Annotated in this window: 15 protein-coding genes; 4 read left to right on the forward strand and 11 right to left on the reverse strand. The window is 68.0% G+C overall.

Annotated elements, in window-relative coordinates; all coding sequences use genetic code 11:
• Window positions 1–264: 264 nt before the first annotated feature.
• From ACFVWG_RS09310 to ACFVWG_RS09320, 3 genes are all read right to left on the reverse strand, one after another.
• Window positions 265–2,733, reverse strand: a complete 2,469-nt coding sequence (locus ACFVWG_RS09310; protein ID WP_391542695.1) for a ComEC/Rec2 family competence protein — start codon at window positions 2,731–2,733, stop codon at window positions 265–267.
• Window positions 2,720–3,376 carry a helix-hairpin-helix domain-containing protein gene (locus ACFVWG_RS09315; protein ID WP_391542696.1) on the reverse strand — a complete coding sequence of 219 codons (657 nt, stop codon included), beginning with the start codon at window positions 3,374–3,376 and terminating at the stop codon, window positions 2,720–2,722. Before ACFVWG_RS09315 ends, ACFVWG_RS09310 begins: the two co-directional genes overlap by 14 nt.
• Window positions 3,377–3,506: 130 nt before the next feature.
• A complete protein-coding gene (locus ACFVWG_RS09320) occupies window positions 3,507–4,349 on the reverse strand; it encodes a DegV family protein (protein WP_391542697.1) in 843 nt (280 codons plus the stop codon).
• 53 nt (window positions 4,350–4,402) lie between these two features.
• Here ACFVWG_RS09320 and ACFVWG_RS09325 point away from each other — a divergent pair, with 53 nt between their 5' ends.
• On the forward strand, window positions 4,403–4,948 hold the full coding sequence (locus ACFVWG_RS09325; RefSeq protein ID WP_391542699.1) for a pyridoxamine 5'-phosphate oxidase family protein: 546 nt from the start codon (window positions 4,403–4,405) through the stop codon (window positions 4,946–4,948).
• Between the two features lie 582 nt (window positions 4,949–5,530).
• Here the strand turns inward: ACFVWG_RS09325 and ACFVWG_RS09330 are convergent.
• The 4 genes from ACFVWG_RS09330 to leuS form a co-directional block, all read right to left on the reverse strand.
• Window positions 5,531–8,086, reverse strand: coding sequence for an ATP-binding protein (locus tag ACFVWG_RS09330; RefSeq protein WP_391542700.1), 2,556 nt, complete (start codon window positions 8,084–8,086; stop codon window positions 5,531–5,533).
• Window positions 8,087–8,225: 139 nt separating this feature from the next.
• The gene (locus tag ACFVWG_RS09335; protein WP_391542701.1) at window positions 8,226–8,414 is read right to left on the reverse strand and encodes a hypothetical protein; all 189 of its coding nucleotides are present in this window, start codon (window positions 8,412–8,414) and stop codon (window positions 8,226–8,228) included.
• Window positions 8,415–8,485: 71 nt separating this feature from the next.
• Complete coding sequence (locus ACFVWG_RS09340) at window positions 8,486–8,890, reverse strand: YjbQ family protein (RefSeq protein ID WP_391542702.1); 405 nt, start codon at window positions 8,888–8,890, stop codon at window positions 8,486–8,488.
• A gap of 13 nt (window positions 8,891–8,903) precedes the next feature.
• Window positions 8,904–11,384, reverse strand: a complete 2,481-nt coding sequence (gene leuS / locus ACFVWG_RS09345) for a leucine--tRNA ligase (protein WP_391542703.1) — start codon at window positions 11,382–11,384, stop codon at window positions 8,904–8,906.
• A gap of 285 nt (window positions 11,385–11,669) precedes the next feature.
• On the opposite strand from leuS, the gene ACFVWG_RS09350 reads away from it, so the two are divergent.
• Window positions 11,670–12,113 carry a DUF3574 domain-containing protein gene (locus ACFVWG_RS09350; protein WP_391542704.1) on the forward strand — a complete coding sequence of 148 codons (444 nt, stop codon included), beginning with the start codon at window positions 11,670–11,672 and terminating at the stop codon, window positions 12,111–12,113.
• A gap of 94 nt (window positions 12,114–12,207) precedes the next feature.
• On the opposite strand, the gene ACFVWG_RS09355 is transcribed toward ACFVWG_RS09350, so the two are convergent.
• Both ACFVWG_RS09355 and ACFVWG_RS09360 read right to left on the reverse strand, forming a co-directional pair.
• Entirely contained in the window at window positions 12,208–13,092 is an 885-nt protein-coding gene (locus tag ACFVWG_RS09355; RefSeq protein WP_391542705.1) for a helix-turn-helix domain-containing protein, read from the reverse strand.
• A 2-nt stretch (window positions 13,093–13,094) separates the two neighbouring features.
• The gene (locus ACFVWG_RS09360) at window positions 13,095–13,862 is read right to left on the reverse strand and encodes a phytanoyl-CoA dioxygenase family protein (protein ID WP_391542706.1); all 768 of its coding nucleotides are present in this window, start codon (window positions 13,860–13,862) and stop codon (window positions 13,095–13,097) included.
• A 454-nt stretch (window positions 13,863–14,316) separates the two neighbouring features.
• Between ACFVWG_RS09360 and ACFVWG_RS09365 the strand changes: the two genes are divergently transcribed.
• Together ACFVWG_RS09365 and ACFVWG_RS09370 are read left to right on the forward strand one after the other, a co-directional pair.
• Window positions 14,317–14,847 carry a DUF6879 family protein gene (locus tag ACFVWG_RS09365; protein WP_391542707.1) on the forward strand — a complete coding sequence of 177 codons (531 nt, stop codon included), beginning with the start codon at window positions 14,317–14,319 and terminating at the stop codon, window positions 14,845–14,847.
• A gap of 24 nt (window positions 14,848–14,871) precedes the next feature.
• Window positions 14,872–15,297 (forward strand): hypothetical protein, encoded by a 426-nt coding sequence (locus ACFVWG_RS09370; protein WP_391542708.1) that lies wholly within the window; start codon window positions 14,872–14,874, stop codon window positions 15,295–15,297.
• 25 nt (window positions 15,298–15,322) lie between these two features.
• Here the strand turns inward: ACFVWG_RS09370 and ACFVWG_RS09375 are convergent, their stop codons facing one another.
• Together ACFVWG_RS09375 and ACFVWG_RS09380 are read right to left on the reverse strand one after the other, a co-directional pair.
• Complete coding sequence (locus tag ACFVWG_RS09375) at window positions 15,323–17,098, reverse strand: GMC family oxidoreductase N-terminal domain-containing protein (protein WP_391542709.1); 1,776 nt, start codon at window positions 17,096–17,098, stop codon at window positions 15,323–15,325.
• Complete coding sequence (locus tag ACFVWG_RS09380) at window positions 17,098–17,850, reverse strand: hypothetical protein (RefSeq protein WP_391542710.1); 753 nt, start codon at window positions 17,848–17,850, stop codon at window positions 17,098–17,100. Before ACFVWG_RS09380 ends, ACFVWG_RS09375 begins: the two co-directional genes overlap by 1 nt.
• Window positions 17,851–17,935 lie beyond the last annotated feature (85 nt).

The following is a 17,935-nucleotide window of genomic DNA, read 5'->3' on the forward strand; positions in this document are numbered from 1 at the left end:
CCCGGTCTCGTCCACCCTCGCGACCCGCGATAGACGAGCGGTCTCCAACCGGGCGATCTCGGCGTCGATCGAGTCGATGTCGGCCAGCGCTTCGCCGCCGCTCATCGACCACGCCGGCCGCTCACCCAGAAGTTCCATACCGATAACTCTAGACAGGCCCTCCGACAGTTTTCAAAGCCGGAACCCCTTATTTTCAAGGGAAATAGTTATCCACAGAAGATCCACAGATCTACAATGTCGCACTCGTTGCCTAGAGCAACGGCTTTAGCCGGGTAGGCGAGATGTGAGTGAGAGGTGGTTGTCGGGATTGGTGAGGGCTAGGGCGCCTGCGGTGTTGGTGGTGGCGGTGCGGGTGGTTTGGTGGGCCAGGAGGTCGAGGGTTCTGGGGGCGGGGTGGCCGTAGTCGTTGTCGCGGCCGGCGGAGATCAGGGCCAGGCGGGCTTGGGTGGCGGCGATAAAGGCCGGGTCTTGCTGGGCGGAACCATGGTGCGGGACTTTGAGTACGTCGGCGCGGAGGTCAGCGCCGGTGGCGAGGATGGCTCGCTGGGACTCGGGCTCGAGGTCACCGGTGAGCAGGAGGCGGAGGCCGGACACCTCGACCATCATGGCGATGCTCGCGTTGTTCTCCGGTGAGCCTTCGTCTGTTGGGGTTGCGGAGGACGTGCCGGGTGGCGGCAGGGCCGGGACGCGGGCGGGCCAGAGGGTTGTCCAGGTGAGCTGACCGACGACTCGCTTCTCTTGATAGGTGACGGTTCGGACCGGGACGCGATGCTGGGCTGCCAGGTCGGTCACTCGGCGATACTCCGCGGGTGGAGAGTAGTACGGCGTCACCTCCACCTCGTCGACGCGACGATCACTCAGTACGCCGGCCAGCCCGCCGACGTGATCGGCGTGGAAGTGCGTGAGCACGATGACGGGGATGTAGTCGATCTTCAGGTCGCGGAGACAACGGTTCATCGCGGTCGGGTCGGGTCCGGTGTCGACGACCACCGCGCTTCGCTCGCCGGCTCGCAGCACGAGGCCATCTCCTTGGCCGACATCGCACATCACGAAGATCCAGTCGCGGGGTGGCCAGCCGAATGAGCCGACAGGCCGCAGTACGGCGAGGGCCAGCACCAGGACGGCGAGCAGCATTGCGAGTGGCCGGGCGAGGACGCGACGGAGGCCGAAGACGAGCGCGATGCAGAGCACGGTTAGTACGGCGACGCCTACGGCGGTGGCTGGCCAGGGGTTGGCGGCGCCGGGGAGGTTGGCACCTTGGCGGGCGATCAGGAGGATCCAGCGGGCGGGCCATCCTGCTGCCCAGCCGATGAGTTGGGCGATGTCGGTACTGATCAGGGCGACGCCGGCTGCGGCGAAGCCGAGGATCGTGGCAGGGCCGACTGCCGGGCCGGCAAGGAGATTGGCGCCTACGGCAACTAGTGATACCTCACCCGAGAGCCAGGCAACTACCGGCGTACAGGCGAGTTGAGCGGCTAGTGGGCAGGCGATGGCTTCGGCGAGCCAGGTGGGGAGCCAGTTGGCGAGAGCGTCGCGCCAGCCGGGACCGAGCAGGACGATGCCGGCGGTGGCTAGGACTGAGAGGGCGAAGCCCGCTGATCGGGCTAAAGAGGTGTCGATGAGGAGCAGGACGATGACCGCGACCGAGAGGCTGCGGACCGCCCGGCGACGACCGCCGCCGCTGGTCATGGCGGCTAGAGCGATCAGGCCCATCGCGGCTGCGCGGAGGACGCTGGGTTGTGGGCGGGCGAGGATCACGAAGACGACGACTGTCATGACGCCGACCGCTGTCAGGCCGCGGGCGCGGACTCCGATCAGACGGGCGCAGGGCAGTACGAATGCGAGGAGGAGGGTGAGATTCGTGCCGGAGACGGCTGAGAGGTGGGTGAGGCCGGTGGTTTTGAAGTCTTCGGTGAGTTCGTCGGACAGGGTGGACTCGTCACCCATCACCAGGGCTGGGACCAGACCGCGGACGTCGGGTGGTTCGTCGGCGACTGCCGCGCGGAGGCCGGCACGAACCTGCTCAGCGGCGCGGAGCCACCAGGCTGGTTCGGCCAAGGGACGGGGTGGGGTGCGGATGGAGAGTGAGGCTGCGACGTCGTCGCCGTCCTGCACGGCTTCGAGACGACCAGTCGCTGCGATCCGTTGTCCGTAACGGACGTCGCGCCAACTCTCGCTCGCGATGACGAGCACAGGTGTCCGGACGCGTGTTCGCTGAGAGCTCTTGGGAGAAGGTTGCTCGCCTGGTCGGGAGTTGGCTGCGGGTGCCTTGGGTCGGGAGCGGACTTCTTCGACGGTTGCTTGCAGGACGACGTACGGCGGGCGGTGGGTGCCGGGGCTGCGGCGGACGACGGGATCACTGTCTAGCTTGAGGTTGACGTCGACGGTGGTGGAGTGCGCGGCTAGCCCGCGGATCGGGCCAGTGCGAAGGCTGTGGGTCTGGAGCGCTGCCGCCAGCGCCATACCGGTCACCACAACAAGCACCCCAAGCAGCGCCCACCCACGCCGTGCCACCGGGGACATCAGAGATGGGTTGCGGATTCGGACCGCGGTCAGGACGGCGAGGGTGAAGGTTGCGGCGGCGATGAGGAGGCTGATGGCGGGGCGGTGGGCGACTAGGAGGACGGCTGCTAGCCAGCCTGCTGCGGCGGGGGCGAGGAGGCGGGCATCGAGCTCGGCGACGTCCGGATCCGTGGGAGCTGTGTTGGTGGGGGCGGGGTCAGATGCGGACATGGGGTTTGAGGGAGTCGAACTTCTTGGGGCCTACGCCGGGGACTTCTTGGAGTTGGTCGACGGTGGTGAAGGGGCCGTTCTCGGTGCGGTAGTCGAGGATGCGTTGGGCCAGGACGGGGCCGACGCCGGGGAGGGCGTCCAGTTGGGGCGCGGTGGCGGTGTTGAGGTTGAGTGGGGAGTTGGCGGCTGAGGTGCCGGGTGAGGTGGTTGTGTCGGCTGGGGTGGTTGGCTGGGCGGGGAGGCCGACGAGGATCTGTTCGCCGTCGGTGAGTTGGCGGGCGAGGTTGAGGGAGCTCAGGTCGACGCCGCGGAGTGGGCCGCCGGCGAGCGTGAGGGCGTCGGCGACTCGAGAGCCGGTGGGCGCGCGGACGAGGCCGGGGCGGCGCACCTTCCCTGCGACGTGGACCACGAGGGTGGCCGTTGTCTTGCTGGAGGGCGTCGTGGCGCCCGGCTGAGCGACGGGTGAGCCGGAGTTGACGGCGATGGGTGGGCGGGCGTCGGGGATGGGGCTCGGGCGAGCGCGGACCACCGTGCAGGCGGCCCAGCCGAGGCCGATCAGGAGGACGGCGGCGAGGACCAGGACGTGGCGGGCGGAGAGTCTCCAGCGAGTGGAGCGGATGGTTTCGGGGATCCAGCCGGGCATCGGACGTCACTCTCCTCCGGTCGAGGGCGCCGCGGGGACGGCGTTGTCGACAGAGAAGGTACGAGTTTCCGCAACAGCCGGAACGAGCAATCAGCCACCTGTGGAAAACCCCGAGCCGCCCGACACGGCGTTAGACCGGTGAGACCACCACAGCGAGCATTCCGGGGCCTACGTGCGCGCCGATGACGGCGCCTACCTCGCGGAGGACGATGTCGCCGGCCAGCGGGAGGCGGTCGGTGAGACCGTCGGCGAGGGTATGCGCCTTCTCGAGGCTGGCCAGGTGGTGGACAGCGATGTCGACTGCGGTTTCGCCGGCCCGCTGCACGGCGATGTCGGCCAGGCGGGCGATCGCGCGGCTCGACGTACGGACCTTCTCGAGCGGCACGATGCGACCGCCTTTGATGGTCAGCAACGGCTTCACGGCGAGCGCCGTACCGAGGAGGGCTTGGGCGGCACCGATCCGCCCACCGCGGCGGAGGTATTCGAGCGTGTCGACGTAGAAGTACGACGAGATCGTCGCCATCCGGGCCCGCGCGGCGGCCTCGACCGCAGCCTGGTCCTCCCCCGCGGCTGCCGCGGCCGCGGCGGCGAGGACTGGGAAGCCGAGGCCCATGCCGAGCGAGCGCGAGTCGACCACGCGTACCGGGATCGGCGACTCCTTGGCACCGATCATCGCGGCCTCGAAGGTGCCGGACATGTCGCCGGACAGATGGATCGACACCACCGATTCGGCCCCGGCCGCGGCGCAGGCGGCGTACGTGTCGGCGAACGTCTGGGGCGCCGGCCGGCTGGTCGAGACCGGCGTGAAGGTCTTCAGAGCCTCCGCGACCGCGTCGGCCGAGGTGGCGCCGTCGTCGTACGACGTGCCACCGATCACCACCTGGAGCGGTACGACGGTCAGCCCGTGCCGGATCACCTCGTGGGTCGACAGCCCGGCCGTGGAGTCGGTGACGACGTGCACGCGGGCTGACATGCAGCGAGGTTACCGGAGAGTTTTTGTCGGCGCGCGGTGTCAGACTCGGGAAGATGAAGGAAACACCGGAGGAAGTCAGCGGGTTGCAGACGCTTCTCGACGCCTCGATCGGGCAGGCGACACAGCATCTGCGCAACATCATCACGGACGAGCGCAGGCTGAATGCCGAGGAGCTCGCCCAGATCCTGACCGGCATGTGCACGCTCAATCTGGCGACGGTCACCAAGAGTGGTGAGCCGCGGATCAGCGCGGTCGACGGTCACTTCCTGCACGCGCGGTGGGTGTTCACCACGGCTGGGTCGGCGGCCAAGGCCAGACATCTGAAGGCCAGACCGGCGGCCAGTCTCGCGTACGTCGACGGCGAGCGGCTCGGCGTGTTCAGTCATGGCCAGGTGGAGTTCCTGACCGGCGAGCACCCCGACTTCGACGAGATCGAGGCACACCTGGTCGCGCATTACGACAGCTCGCCGTCAACCTGGGCACCCGACATCGTCTACGCGAGACTTCAGCCCACCTGGATGGTCGGGTATGCGTTCGACAAAGCGGCCGTCACAGACAAAGCGGCCGTCACAGACACAGCGCCGCCACAGACCAAGTGAGGTGAAGGCCGACCCCTCCGGCAGCCTCCACCCCACCCTGTGCTGACTCCCCCTGGATGTCAGCCAAGTCCGTGCCTCGCCGGGCTACTCCCCGTGCCGGTTCCGAAGAACCGGATCGACCGCGAGCCCGTCGAGGTCCCGGGAGGCCCCAGCGGCCAACCCGCCGGCGGGTGACCAGACCCACCAGCTTCCCCGTGTCGACCGGACCGGCACTCGTCCCCTGTGTCGTGTGCCCGTCCGTTGCTGGGACCTCGCCCCGGGTGCGGTGCCCTGACGGTGCACGGCAACCGGTTCGAGCAGGACAGATCCGCACTCGTCAGCACTCCGGAGCTCTCGACAGCCGGTCGGCGCCCCCACCAACCGGCCACCGGATGCCCTCCGCGTCGCCTTCTCCGAACTCGACGGCAACCCGGCGTTCTTCCGTGGCCTCACACGGATCACCCGCCTTTCGCTGCCCTGTGCCGCTCGGTGCCGGACTCTGCTTCGTGGAACCTGCCCTACGGCTGTAATCCTCGTCCGGGCAGCTATGTCCGGACGAGGCAGAACAACCGGCAGTTACCCGGCAGCTTTAGCGGTTCAGCGTCACGAAAGGGAAGCGAGTACGTCGGCAGCCAACTGCTGTACGGCGGCCGCGGGATCGGGCTTCGGCCACCCGGAAGCCTGCGTGGCGCGCTCACACGACTCCTGCAGGACCGCCCAGGCGGTCGGCAGCATCGGCGGGTCCATCGTGCGCTGCCAGGCCAGCAGCTGCCCGCAGAGCGCGTCGCCAGCCTCGTTCCTACCGAGTGCATGCAGGACCGCGACCGCCTCCGGCAGGACCTGCAGCAGGTAGACGACCCGCCCCTCGGCCAGCAACCGGCTGACCGCGTCCCGGATACAGAGCTGCGCCTGCTCGGCCTCCCCCGCCGCACGGGCCAGCCGGCTGCGGTAGAGCATCACCAGGTAGTCGAAGTACCCACGATGGCCACGGATGTCCGCGTCGGCCTGATCGAGCAGCCGCCGCGCCTCGTCGTACCGGCCGTCGTGGAACTCGACCATGGCCAAGCAACCCGCCACCTTGGTCCGCTCCGGGTCATCAGACGCCTGGACGGATCGGGCGAGCTCCGCCCAGCGCCGCGCCTCGGCCACGTTCCCCAGCTCGAGCTCGACCCGGCTGAGCGCCATGTAGGCGATCTCGTCCGGATAGACCCCCGGGTTGACCAGTGCGGCCTCCCAGGCGAGCAGCAGCTCCTTGGCCTCGGGCAGACGCCCCCAACGCAGCAGAGCGAGCCCGCAGATGGCCTGCACGGTCGCAGAGCGCTGTACGTCGCCGTGCTTCCGGGCGTCCTCGACCAGCGCGGGGATCTCGGCCAGGCTCTGTGTGTCCAGCAGATGCGAGCCGGAGGACACCCAGCCGCCGCGGGCCACGAGGCCCATCTCCGTCTCACCCGGGATCAACTGCCGCGCCTCGCCGTAGTGCCGCCGGGCCTCGTGCACGTCGCCGGTCAGGTTGGACAGCCGCCCGGCGATCGCCCGCAGCATGCCGCCGACTTCCTTGTCCGTGACGTTGTCCGCGCACACGGTCGCCCAGCGGATCCCGCTCTCGGCCACACTCGCCTGGTACTGCCAGGCGATCCTGAACCCGAGCACGATTCGCGCCGCCACATCCCACTGGCCCAGCGCGGCCGCACGCTCAAGCGCCACCTCGAACAGCGCCGAGTTCGCGTTCGCCGCGCGATAGCGACGGTCGCGATCAGGCGAGGACCAAGCGCCCTCGAGCCCCGCGACGTACGTCGTACACCACTCGACCGCGCGGTCCTGGAACTCGGTCAGGTCGTCGCCCTGCGAGGACAGCCCGGCGTACGCGTGCTCCCGGATCGTCTCCAGCATCTTGTAGCGAGCGCCGTACAGCTGCTCGAACTCATGCACCGGCTGCAGCAGCGACTTGTCCACCAGCTCGGCCAGCAGCATCGGTACGTCGGCCGCGTCGATCGGGAAGCCCGTGCACACCCCGACCACCGCGTCGAGCGTGAACGGCGACCCGAGCACCGATGCGCGGTACAGCAACTGGCGCGCCGCATCCGACAACGCGTCGACGCTCCACGCGATCGTGTCGGCCAGCGTGCGCTGGTGCGGTGCCCCGAACCGGCGCGGGCCGGACAGCAGCCGGAACCGGTCGTCCAGCGCCGCCAAGATCGTCTCCACCGACAGCGACCCGGCGCGGGCGGCCGCCAGCTCCAGCGCGAGCGGCAAGCCGTCCAGCCGCCGGCACAACCGAGCCACGGTCCGCGCGTTCTCCGCAGTCAGCCGGAAGTCCGGCCGCACCCGCGCCACCCGGCGGCTGAACATCTCCACCGCAGGACTCGCCGCGATCTCGGCGAAGTCCTCGTCATTCGACGGTACGCCGAGCACCTGCACCCGCCGGACCACCTCGTCGGGCAGCCCGAGCGGGATCCGCGAGGTGACCAGCACACCGACGCCCGGGTAGCTCCGGACCATCCGGTTCGCGACCGTGGCGACGCCGTCGAGCACATGCTCGGCGTTGTCCTCGACGATCACCAGGTCCCCCGGCTGCCGGCCGGACAGTACGTCGTCCAAGTCCGACGTACCGGGCGCAGTCCCGAAGGCGTCCAGGATCGCGGACGTGACAGCGGCGTCGCGCTGGACCGTCGTCAGGTCGACTACCACCACGGTTGTGTCGGCCCCTGAGAACCGATCAGCCGCAGCGAGAGCCAGCTCGGTCTTGCCGACGCCACCCGGGCCGACCAGAGTCACCAGCCGGTTCTGCTGCAGCAGCGTCTCCAGCTCCAGCAGCTCGTCCTCACGGCCGACGAGGCCGTCTGGGATCGGGCGCGTGCCGCGCCAGCGCAGACCGGTCGGAGCGGGGTCAGCAACCGAGACGACCGGTCGAGGTGCCGAGCCGCGTCCGGCAGCGGCCAGAAAGCGCTCCGCGTCCCCAGCGCCCAGGCCGAGACCCGCGCTGAGCAGCCGCACGGAGTCCTTGCGGGGGCGAGCCACCCGGCCGGCCTCCAGCTCGCGGATCGTCCGCACACTCAGACCCGCACGCTCGGCCAGCTCCTCCTGGGACAGCCCCGCCTGAACCCGCAAGTCGAGCAAGAGGTCGGCGAAGCTCCGCCCTCGGCCATCCGTGTCCGACAAAGCCCGTCACCCCCAAACGTTCCCGACACAACATAGCTTGAGCGGGACGTTCGCGTCGGGCTGACCGGCGTGCGGGACGGCGACCTGAATCACACCAAGTCGTTGCATCCAGCAACTAACAACAAGAGAAAAGCGATCTTCAGGCGGAAGCGCGCGCCGGTACGTCGTCCGTCGCGTAGAGGGCGAACACGCTGTCCCAGTCGTCACGCCGGGCCAGCGCCTCGGCATGACCGAGCTCGGCGTTCAGCCGGCTACCCATGCAGATGCCCTGGGTCGCGCGGTCCAGAAGTTCGGCGCAGTGATCACGCAGGGTATCGAGGGCTGCCATGGGATCAGTGAAGCGGAGCCGTGTTTCGCCTACGTAACGGTGCGGGCAACGCCACGATAAGTCACTAAGTATTAACCTGCGAGGAAAGACAACCGCACCTGGCGCTCCGGGTTGTCGACGTTGGTGTCGACCAGACAGATCGACTGCCAGGTGCCCAGAGTCAGCTGTCCACCAAGCACCGGAACAGTCGCGTACGGCGGAATGATCGCCGGCAGCACGTGATCGCGCCCATGGCCCGGCGTACCGTGCCGGTGCCGCCACGCGAAGTCCCGCGGCAGCAGCTCCTCGAGCACCCGGAGCAGGTCGGTGTCGCTACCCGCGCCTGTCTCCAGGATCGCCACTCCGGCCGTCGCGTGCGGCACGAAGACGTGCAGCAACCCGTCGCCACGACCGGAGACGAACTCCTCGCACCGGCTCGTGAGGTCGAGGACGACCTCACGAGTTCCGGTCCGGACCGCAATCAGTTCAAAATCCATCGGTACCGATCCGTCAGGCAGGAACGATGTTGACCAGCTTCGGCGCCCGCACGATCACCTTGCGGGTCCCGCGACCGTCCAGCGCCTTCTGCACCGCCTCCGAGGCCAGCGCCAGCTGCTCCAGCTCGGCGTCGGTGATGTCCGGGGCGACCTCCAGCCGGTCCTTGACCTTGCCGGCGATCTGGACGACACACGTGACGGAGTCCTCGACCAGCAGCGCCGGGTCGACCTTCGGCCAGCCCGCCTTCGCGACGGTCGGCTCGTGACCCAGCTCCTCCCACATCTCCTCGGCCGTGTACGGCGCCACCAGGCTCAGCAGGATCGCAGTCGTCTCGACCGCCTCCCGCACCGCCGGGTCGGCCGCACCGGGGCCGGAGTCGATCGCCTTGCGGGTCGCGTTGACCAGCTCCATGACGCGGGCGACCACGACGTTGAAGCGCATCGAGTCGATCAGCTCGGACGCGTCCGCCACCGTCTTGTGGGTGACCCGGCGCAGCGCCACATCACCGGTCGACGGGTCGGTGCCCACGGGCGACTCGACCACACCGGCCAGCCGCCAGGCTCGCTGCAGGAACTTCAGCGCACCGCCCGGCGACATGTCCGCCCAGTCGATGTCGTCAGCCGGCGGACCAGCGAACACCATCGTCAGCCGGACAGCGTCCACTCCGAACTCGTCCAGCTGGTCACCCAGGTTCACACCGTTGCCCAGCGACTTGCTCATCGCCTTGCCCTGGTTGACGACCTGGCCCTGGTTCAGCAGCCGGGTGAACGGCTCGGTGACCTTCAGCAGACCCATGTCGTGCAGTGCCTTGACGAAGAACCGCGCGTACAGCAGGTGCAGTACGGCGTGCTCCTTGCCGCCGACGTACTGGTAGACCGACATCCAGCGGTCGGCCATGCCCGGGTCGAACGGACCCTCGGTGTACTCCGGCGACAGGTAGCGCAGGAAGTACCAGGACGAGTCGACGAACGTATCCATCGTGTCCGTGTCCCGCTCGGCCGCACCACCACAGCGAGGGCAGGCCACCTCCACCCAGTCGCGAGCAGCGGCCAGCGGGGAGACGCCCTTCGGCGACAGGTCCGCACCGCGCAGGTCGGGCAGCTCCACCGGCAGCTGGTCGTCCGGTACCGGCACCTCGCCACAGGCGGGGCAGTGGATGATCGGGATCGGCGCACCCCAGAAGCGCTGCCGGCTCAGCAGCCAGTCGCGCAGCCGGTAGTTGATCGTCCGCTCGCCCAGACCCTTGCTCTCCAGCCAGTCGATGGTCCGCGACTTGGCCTCGGCGACCTCCAGCCCGTCCAGGTTCAGCTCGGCGTTCGAGCTGTTGATGGCCGGGCCGTCACCGGTGAACGCCTTACCGTCGAAGTCCTCGGTCGGCTGGACGGTGCGGACGATCGGCAGGTCGAACTTCTCGGCGAACTCCCAGTCCCGGCTGTCCTGACCGGGCACGGCCATGATCGCGCCGGTGCCGTAGTCGGCCAGCACGTAGTCGGCCGCCCAGATCGGGATCCGCTGCCCGGTGACCGGGTTGACGGCGTACGAGCCCAGGAAGACACCGGTCTTGTCCCGGTCGGTGCTCAGCCGCTCGATCTCGGTGGTCGCCTTGACCGCGCGCAGGTACTCGTCGAAGGCGCCCTGCTGATCCGGCGTGACCAGCTCGGCGGCCAGGTGAGCGTCCGGGGCGACGACCAGGAAGGTGGCGCCGAACAGCGTGTCCGGGCGGGTGGTGAAGACCCGGATCGGCTCGTCACGGCCCTCGACCTGGAACTCGGCGAACGCACCTTCGGAGCGGCCGATCCAGTTGCGCTGCTGCAGCAGGATCTCTTCGGGCCACTGCAGCTGGTCCATGTCGTCCAGCAGCCGCTGCGCGTACTCGGTGGTCTTGAAGTACCACTGCGTCAGCTCGCGCTTGGTGACCTCGAAGCCACAGCGCTCACACCGCCCCTGCACGACCTGCTCGTTGGCCAGCACCGTCTGGTCGTTCGGGCACCAGTTCACGTACGACGCCTTGCGGTACGCCAGCCCACGCTCGTAGAACCGGGTGAACAGCCACTGCGTCCACCGGTAGTACTCCGGGTCGGACGTGTGCAGCCGCTTGGACCAGTCGAAGCTCATCGCGTAGCGACGGATCGACTCGGCCTGCGTCTCGATGTTGGCGTACGTGTACGTCGCTGGGTGCTCGTTGCGCTTGATGGCCGCGTTCTCGGCCGGCAGCCCGAAGGAGTCCCAGCCGATCGGGTTCAGCACGTCGTAGCCCTGCTGGAACCAGTACCGCGACAGCACGTCGTGCAGCGCGAACACCTCGGCGTGCCCCATGTGCAGGTCGCCGGAGGGGTAGGAGAACATCGTGAGCGCGTAGCGCCGCTCGGCCGAGCCGTCGTCCTTCGCCTTGAACGGGTCCAGCTTCTCCCACACCGGACGCCACTTGGCCTGCATCGCGTTGAAGTCGTAGCCACCCCGGTCGATCGGAGTGTCCTCCACGTGCTCGCTCACGGTCCTACTCCCGCTCGTGTTTGTGTTTGAGTTGAGCCCCGGAAACAAAAAAGCCCCTCGCTCAGGAGGGGACGCCGTACGGGCCGGCGCTGGAAGCGCCTGAATGCCGGTACGGCTAACTAAGGAGCAGGCTCACTCGCATGGGACCACGATAGCACCACAGGGAGTACCTATCGGGCACTCCGTCCCGGGCCCCCGGGCAGAAGCAGCAGGAGAACCGCTCACACCGCCGGACCCGTAGTTAGCGTCGTGGCCAATCGCAACGACGTAGGGGGAACGCACCACATGAAGCACCTGGGCAAGACAGCCGCGACCGCCGCGCTCGTGCTGACCGCGCTGGCCACTCCGGCCGCGGTGGCACTGCAGGCCGACGACAAGCCGGCGTCGAGCGCTGTGAAGCTGACCGGCGACGAGTGGGTCCGCACCGAGCTCTTCTTCGGTACCGACAAGCCGGGTCCGGACGTGTCGGACTACCAGTTCCAGAAGTTCGTGGACTCCACCATCACCCCGCGCTTCCCGGACGGGCTCACCGTGCTGTCCGGTCAGGGCCAGTGGAAAGAGACCAACGGCATCGTCAAGGAGCGCTCCAAGGTCCTGATCATCGTCTACCCGATCGTCGGCGCCGAGGACAGCAGCAAGAAGATCGAGGAGATCCGGGACCTCTACGAGAAGAAGTTCCAGCAGGAGTCCGTCCTCCGGGCCGACAGCACGGAGCACGTCTCCTTCTGACCCCCAGACGGCCGGCGCAGCGCGGTGTCGACCCCGCGCTGTGCCGGTCCTTCCACCTCAAGAACCTGCCGCGAAGCCACCGTGTTGGGGCTGGCTAGATGAACTCGGTCCCGCCTGAGCGCCGGTGCTCACCCGGTGTGCGGCCGTAGTGGCGTTTGAAGGCAGTGGAGAACGGACGGACGTCTGAGTACCCACAGGCCCGAGCCACTTCAGTGACGGTGAGCGCCGGGTCCAGCAACAGCTGAGCGGCCAACTCGATGCGGAGCCGCCAGAGCGTCGACATGATGGACGCACCGGTCTGCTGCGTGAACAGCCGCTCAGCATGCCGCTCAGACAGATGTACGACGGCCGCTACGTCCCGGACCGTGATCGGCCGGGACAGGTTGTCGCGCAGATGCCGCTGCATCGCCTCAACCACCAGCAGGCCGCGATCGCGCCGTACCGGCTCAACGGCTAGGTCGTCGTCCAGTGCGAACGCCCGAGCGGTCTCAAGCACCAGAGTGGCACCCAGACCACTCAGTACGGCGCCGTACCCGGAGACGGGGGCAGCGGCCTCAGCGGCGAGCGCGGTGATCAGAGCAGGCAGAGTGCCCAGGCGGTTGGACATGACGGGGCCATCCGCGCGGGTGAGCCCGGACCACCACCCTGGTTCGTCAGAACCCGGGCGAAACGTGAAGCCCCAGAAGGCGATGCCCAGGGGCTCACTGCGGCTCGACTCGATCTCATGGACATCACCTGGTCGCGCAAGGAACACGGCACCCGGCTGTACGTCGTACTGGACCGAACCGTTGTTGAAGCGGCCGGAGCCGGAGTAGGCCAGGCAGACCTCGTGGAACGAGTGACTGTGCCAGTAGTTGCGCCAGTACTCCGGCCGGTAGAACCCCCAGCTCAGGAAGTCCGCGCGGAACCCGTCGACCTCGCAGGACTCCAGCAGTCCACCGAGGTCGACGAAACGGTCCGCGTCTTCAACGGACTCCAAAGTCAAACGTTGCTCCTGCCAGTCGGGTCCACCCCACGCAGCATCATGCCCTGGCCGAGTGACCACTCGTGGGTCTTGACCGTGGGCGGGTCGGCCGGGTCGCGGTACTGAACCAGCCAGGTCGTCCGGGGCTGGTCGCTCACGTTCACGCCAGAGCCGTGCACGGTCAGGTAGGTGAAGAACAGCACGTCCCCCGCCTCGGCCGGCTGCGGCGTCGCGTCGTCAAAAGGCACATCGGTGAGGTGGAACGAGCCCTCCGGGTCATGCTCGCGCGGACCGGACTTGTGACTGCCCGGGATGATCCGCACGCAGCCCTTCTCGACCGGTGCGTCGTCGAAGTGGAAGATCGCCGCCCCGACCCGGTGGTACTGGTGCGGGAAGAACGGGTGGTCCTGGTGCAGCGGGAACGGTGACCCGTTCTCCGGCGGCTTCACGAACAGCTTGGTGTGGTGCAGCTGAACGTTGTCCACGCCCATCACCGCAGCGGCCACGTCGGTGAACCGCGGGTCCACCAGCAGCTTCGCGAACTCCGCGTCGTAGAACTGCGCGTCGTGCAGGTGCTGCAGCCGGGTCGCCCCGTCGGCCAGCCCCATCGCGGACTGCCAGGTCGGGTCGTCCTTGCGGTTCAGCTGCGCCAGCAGGTCGTGGCTGCGGCCGCGATAGTACGCCGCTTCCTCCTTGCTGAGCAGGCCTTTCACCAGCACGAAGCCCTCGTCGGCGTACTGCTGCGCCAGGCTCGACAACTCGGGCCGGGCCGAGGTGATCGTCATCTCGAAGCTCCTCCTGTTCGGGTACTTCGAGCGTAGGAAAACCGGCGCCCGGCCGGGAGGACCCGACCGGACGCCAATGTTTCTCAAACGGACATCCGCGACCGCCACCTTCTCGGTCCTGCGCCGACCACCGCTGCCCGATCGGCCGGCCTTGAGCACCCCTCAGTCATGTGCAGGCCCCGAAATTGACTGATCCGTGCTCAAGGTCGGCGATACTCCCCGGTCCACCAGTTTCATGAGCGCGAGACGGCGCACGGCATGGCCGGTCAGTCGAAGACGGCAGACGACTGCCCGAGCTTCTACCAGACCAGCAAGGGAAGCTGGGTCGTCCAGGGCGATGCCCTCGGCGACGAGGTCGGGGCCTAGCTACGGGGACTCAAGGAGAGGGAGACTTTCTTGGAGATCCCGCAGACCCTGGTCGATCGGTTCGTGCATCAGTACGTCGAGGAGTGGTATGGAGTCGATCTCGGTCCAGCGCCGCGGTGAGCTGGTCAATCAAACCCACGACCTGCTGAAACTGGAGCTGCGCGACAGCTACAAGGTCGACGATGACGACCTCGCAGCCTGGCGAGCCGGCGACTACCAAACGCTGGAGGCCTCGTACGGCGGCTGGCGTGATGTCGTCGCCGGCAGACTGGCCGAAGGAAAGACGTTGCGCCGCGTCCGGGTGGTCTCCGAGCCCTTGTCCGAGTACCAGCAGATGTCGCTGCGGTTCAGTGGCTCTGCGGTAGCAGCCGGCGAGGATTTGCGCTGGCTACCCCGGCGGCTGGTCTCGACCATTGCCTTACCAGGCAATGACTGCTTCGTCCTGGAGGGCCGGATGGCGATGTTCAACGTCCTCGACGGTGACAACGATCGCTCGGAGATCCAGCTGTACACCGAGCCGGAAGCCGTGAAGTTCTGTCTCGAAGCCTTCGAGACAGCCTGGTCAATTGCGGTGCCGCATCACGAATACCGCCCGCCGGAAACAACCCGGCTGCCTTGAGGCAGGTCGGGTCCGGCCAGCTTCATGCGAGCCCGGCAGGGTGACGACTACCCGCCTCGCTTCGACGACGTGTACACCGCGGCTCGCGACGCCTCCGGAGAAGAGATCTACCGCGTCGAGGGCAACGACGTACCCGACCTGTGGACCGACTGGGAGTTGCGCTGTCTGTACGAACTCGAGAGTCCCGACATCGAGCACCGCTCGGCCACACTCGACGACGGCAGCCGCATCATGTGGCTGCTCGGCCCCGACGGATCGTGGGCCCGCGCCGAGCAGGCGAGCGGGGTCGTGCACGAAAGCGGCCCTCGCCGTCTGTGGGGCGAGTTCGATCGAACTCGCTCCCGCTGGTACAACGCGGGCCGCTTCCCTCTGCACCGGATGTCCGCCGAGTTCGGCCCCGAGCGCAGCGTTCTTCTCAGCCCCGACAAGGACTGGCGATTTGAACTCTGAACCCATCGGGGCCACCCGGGCAGAGCTACAGGCCAAGCTGCCCCAAGCGCACGGAGATCCGCGGGTCGGTGGAGATCACCGGAGCGCTCGTCCGCACCCACGGGTCGCCGCCGAAGTACGTCTGGAAGATGTTCTCCGCCGTCCGGGTGGCCAGCGCCTGGGAGGTCAGGGTTGGGTTGGGCCCACCCAGACCGTTGGACAGCGCAGAGTTGTCGGCCACGAAGAGACCCTTCACCGCGCGGGTCTCACCGGTCGAGTCAAGCACCGAGTTGTGCTCCGACGACCCCATCCGCATCGACGACTGCACATGCAGGATCAGCGGCGCCCAGTCGATGCGATACACCTTGCGCGCACCAGCGCCACGCAGCAGCTCCGCCGCCTTCCGTGCCATGAACTCGCGGTTCTTCAGCGTCCGCTTGGTCCGCTTGCGCTGCTGGAAGGTGACCTTCGGGATCGGCCCGTTCTCGTCGGCCGGCAGCGCTGAGGTGGTGACCCGGTTCTGCGCCTCGACGTCGTCATCGGTGATCACCAGCACGGTCAGCAACTTGTCGATGCCTCCGGCAAGGACCTCCTTGAGCTCCGGACCCATCAACCGCCCGGCCGGCCCGTCCCACGGCCCGGTCTGTCCACGGCCGTTCTTGTACTGCCCACGGATCCCGCTGTCCGACAGCGTGCCCGCGAACGCGTTCAGCGCCGGCGGCAGCCCGACGTTCTCCAGGCCCCCGTACGGCGGGTAGTCCAGCCGCGCGCTGGACCCAACGCCCTTGGGGTTACCGGTGTAGTCGTCGAACGACCCGATCATCCAGTCGAAGAAGTGGTCGGTGTACCCACGTCCGACCCAGCCGTTCGGGTTCGGCAACCCGCTGTTGAGCCACAACCGCGGGTTCTCGGTACACCCACCCGACATCACCACGACGCGAGCGTCCTCACGGTGCTCGTCACCCGTCACGTTGTCCCGCCACGTCACACCGGACGCGGTCAGCACACCATGCCGCGACTCCGTGTGAATGCGCGTCACATACGCGTCGGCGATCAGCTCTGCCGGCTTGCCGCCGCGAGACCACACCTCGGCCGTCAGCGCCATCGGCACATAGCTGTTGTCCGTCGAGCGCTTCGCAAACTGGTTGCGCGGGGCCCCCTTCGGACGCATGCAGCCTTGGAAACAGTAACCACAGAAAGTGCAACCGGTTGCCTGCGGATAGTTCAGCAGGTTCTTGTCCGACGTCTTGCCCGCTGTCCCGCCGGGCTGCAGGATCGCGTTCTCCTGCGGCCGGTACGCCGGCCGATGGGTCGTCTTCGTGGTCTGCACCGGGAGCCCCATCGTCTCGGCGCCCTTGAAGAACATCTGCTCCTTGTGACCCATCGCCGCCGTCTGGACCGGCATCAGCGCCTCGACCCATTCGGAGTACGGAACCATTTCGTTGTACGTGAACGGGAACCGGTGATTCACGTCGTACTCGTTGCGGTCGGCACCTTCGTACCCGGAGAAGACCCCCGGATAGGCGCGCGGGTAGTTCCCGTAGAAGTGCTGCGTCGTCCCACCGACGCCCGACAGCTGCCAGACGAACGAGTTCTGCGGCCACTCCCGGTACCAGGCCGGCTTGGAGCGGTCGGTCGGGCCGAGCCGGAAGTATCCGGTCAGCGGGTTGTTCGCGTCCTCCTCGAACGTCGACCACTCCTCCCGCGGCTTCGCGTGCCGCGGTCCGGCCTCGAGCAGCAGGACATCAAGGCCCTTGGCGGCCAACTCCTTGGCGACGACCGGTCCACCACCGCCGGCTCCGATCACGATCACGTCACGCATCAGTCGTGCACCTCCTTGCGTCCCTGGTAGTAGCCGATGAAGTCGTCCCAGCCCTCAACCGGACCGTCCGGCTGATAACCGGTGAGCGTCCAGCCGACCGGCCGCTTCCGTAGCTTCTTCGCGTCGCGATCCAGTACGCCGTACTCGCTGTAGGCGCCGAAGGTGGCGAACTCGATCAGCGCGCCGCCGACGAACTTCAGCAGCCCCGACACCGATGCCTTCAGCGGTTCGGGGAACTGCACGTCCAGCAACGCGACCAGGTCCGCGTCGGTCTTCTCGATCAGCTCGAAGGCGGAAGCCTTCTCGGCGTACGTCAGGCGCGCGAACGGCGACAGGTGCGGACCGTTCACGGCGGCCGGGTTCACCTGGGTCGCCATCAGGTTCAGCAGGCCGGCGATCGGGAACGACAGCGGAATCGCCTCGTCGCTCTGCAGGAGAGCCGCGAACGCCCGGTCCAGATTGCGCAGCTCGGCCGGCAGCACCTCGAGGCCCGGCAGGTTGATACCGGTATCGGCCAGTCCCGTCACCAAGGCGGCACTGATCGGCTGGGCCAGCGCGTCGGGGAACGGGACGAAGTTGTCCAGCGCGCTGATCATGAAGTCGGTCGCGCCGGCCTCCATCGCGCCGGGCGTCCGGCTGCTGGCGCGCTGCGTCCGGGAGTACTGGTCCGGGCCGGGCAGCGCGAAGGCGGTCAGACCGTTGAGGGTGTCGCGGGCGAGTGCCGCGAGGACGGGGCGGACCAGGTCCACCACGGGCGGGAGAAGGGGGTTCGTGGCGGCGTCAGCGGGGTTGAGCAGGCTGCGTGTCAGCAGCCCGCCCCCTCCCAGCGCCGCGCCC

Origin of the sequence: Kribbella sp. NPDC058245 (assembly GCF_042882005.1) — a bacterium.
Lineage (GTDB): Bacteria > Actinomycetota > Actinomycetes > Propionibacteriales > Kribbellaceae > Kribbella.